This window comes from Ectopseudomonas oleovorans (assembly GCF_029845265.1).
Classification (GTDB): Bacteria; Pseudomonadota; Gammaproteobacteria; order Pseudomonadales; family Pseudomonadaceae; genus Aquipseudomonas; species Aquipseudomonas oleovorans.
The window spans coordinates 1-1,171 of record NZ_JAOCLK010000106.1; the positions used below are offsets into that span (position 1 = coordinate 1).

Here is a 1,171-nt window from a genome sequence, read left to right on the forward strand (position 1 = left end):
CTCTTGGTTTTGCGCTGTTCGCTCGAACGATTCGCCGCGAGGCGCGGCTCCTACAGGGGGGGGCGGTGCCTGCGGCATTTGTGTAGGAGCCCCGCCCCGGGGCGAAGCTCTTGGTTTTGCGCTGTTCGCTCGAACGATTCGCCGCGAGGCGCGGCTCCTACAGGGGGGCGGTGCCTGCGGCATTTGTGTAGGAGCCCCGCCCCGGGGCGAAGCTTATAGCTTTGCAGTGTTCTTTCGATTTGCCGCAGGGCACGGCTCCTAGTGGGACGATGCTGCGTTTCCCGAGTGTCAGCTCCGCCCCGCAGGAAATGGCCCTAAGTAATTGTTCTAGTGGCAAAAACTTTGGGCTGGCAGGAAAAATGTTGTTGACAGCCAATCGGGGCGCTCTTAACATGCGCCCCGTCCTCGAGATGGGGCTATAGCTCAGCTGGGAGAGCGCTTGCATGGCATGCAAGAGGTCAACGGTTCGATCCCGTTTAGCTCCACCAATCTCGACTCCTTCGGGAGTGCCAGAATCGATGTGAATCGGTTCGCGATCAGGGTCTTGCGTCCCCTTCGTCTAGTGGCCTAGGACACCGCCCTTTCACGGCGGTAACAGGGGTTCGAGTCCCCTAGGGGACGCCATTTATTCCAGCCGTAGCGCTCAGGCGCTGCAGCCAGACCGCAAGGTTTCGGGGCTATAGCTCAGCTGGGAGAGCGCTTGCATGGCATGCAAGAGGTCAACGGTTCGATCCCGTTTAGCTCCACCAAACACTGACAAGGCCAGCTTAGTGCTGGCCTTGTTCTTCGAAGGTTTTGTCCCCTTCGTCTAGTGGCCTAGGACACCGCCCTTTCACGGCGGTAACAGGGGTTCGAGTCCCCTAGGGGACGCCATATTCCAGTCGCAACGCGCAAGTGTTGCGAACCGACCGAAAGGTTTCGGGGCTATAGCTCAGCTGGGAGAGCGCTTGCATGGCATGCAAGAGGTCAACGGTTCGATCCCGTTTAGCTCCACCAATCACACACAAGGCCAGCCTAGCGCTGGCCTTGTCGTTCGAAGAACTTCGTCTAGTGGCCTAGGACACCGCCCTTTCACGGCGGTAACAGGGGTTCGAGTCCCCTAGGGGACGCCATTTTTCTTGCCGCATTTGCGGAACCCAGGGGCCACCTCTTCAGAGGTGGCCCCTTTTTG

At 59.5% G+C, this 1,171-nt stretch carries 6 tRNA genes; all 6 read left to right on the forward strand.

Going from position 1 to position 1,171, the window contains the following annotated elements:
• The first annotated feature begins 412 nt into the window (after positions 1 to 412).
• Positions 413 to 488: transfer RNA gene (locus tag N5J71_RS22290), tRNA-Ala, on the forward strand.
• Positions 489 to 548: 60 nt separating this feature from the next.
• Positions 549 to 624 (forward strand) — tRNA-Glu (locus N5J71_RS22295).
• A 49-nt stretch (positions 625 to 673) separates the two neighbouring features.
• A tRNA-Ala gene (locus N5J71_RS22300) sits at positions 674 to 749 on the forward strand.
• Between the two features lie 48 nt (positions 750 to 797).
• Positions 798 to 873 (forward strand) — tRNA-Glu (locus N5J71_RS22305).
• Positions 874 to 920: 47 nt separating this feature from the next.
• Positions 921 to 996 (forward strand) — tRNA-Ala (locus N5J71_RS22310).
• 46 nt (positions 997 to 1,042) lie between these two features.
• Positions 1,043 to 1,112 (forward strand) — tRNA-Glu (locus N5J71_RS22315).
• Positions 1,113 to 1,171: the final 59 nt, after the last annotated feature.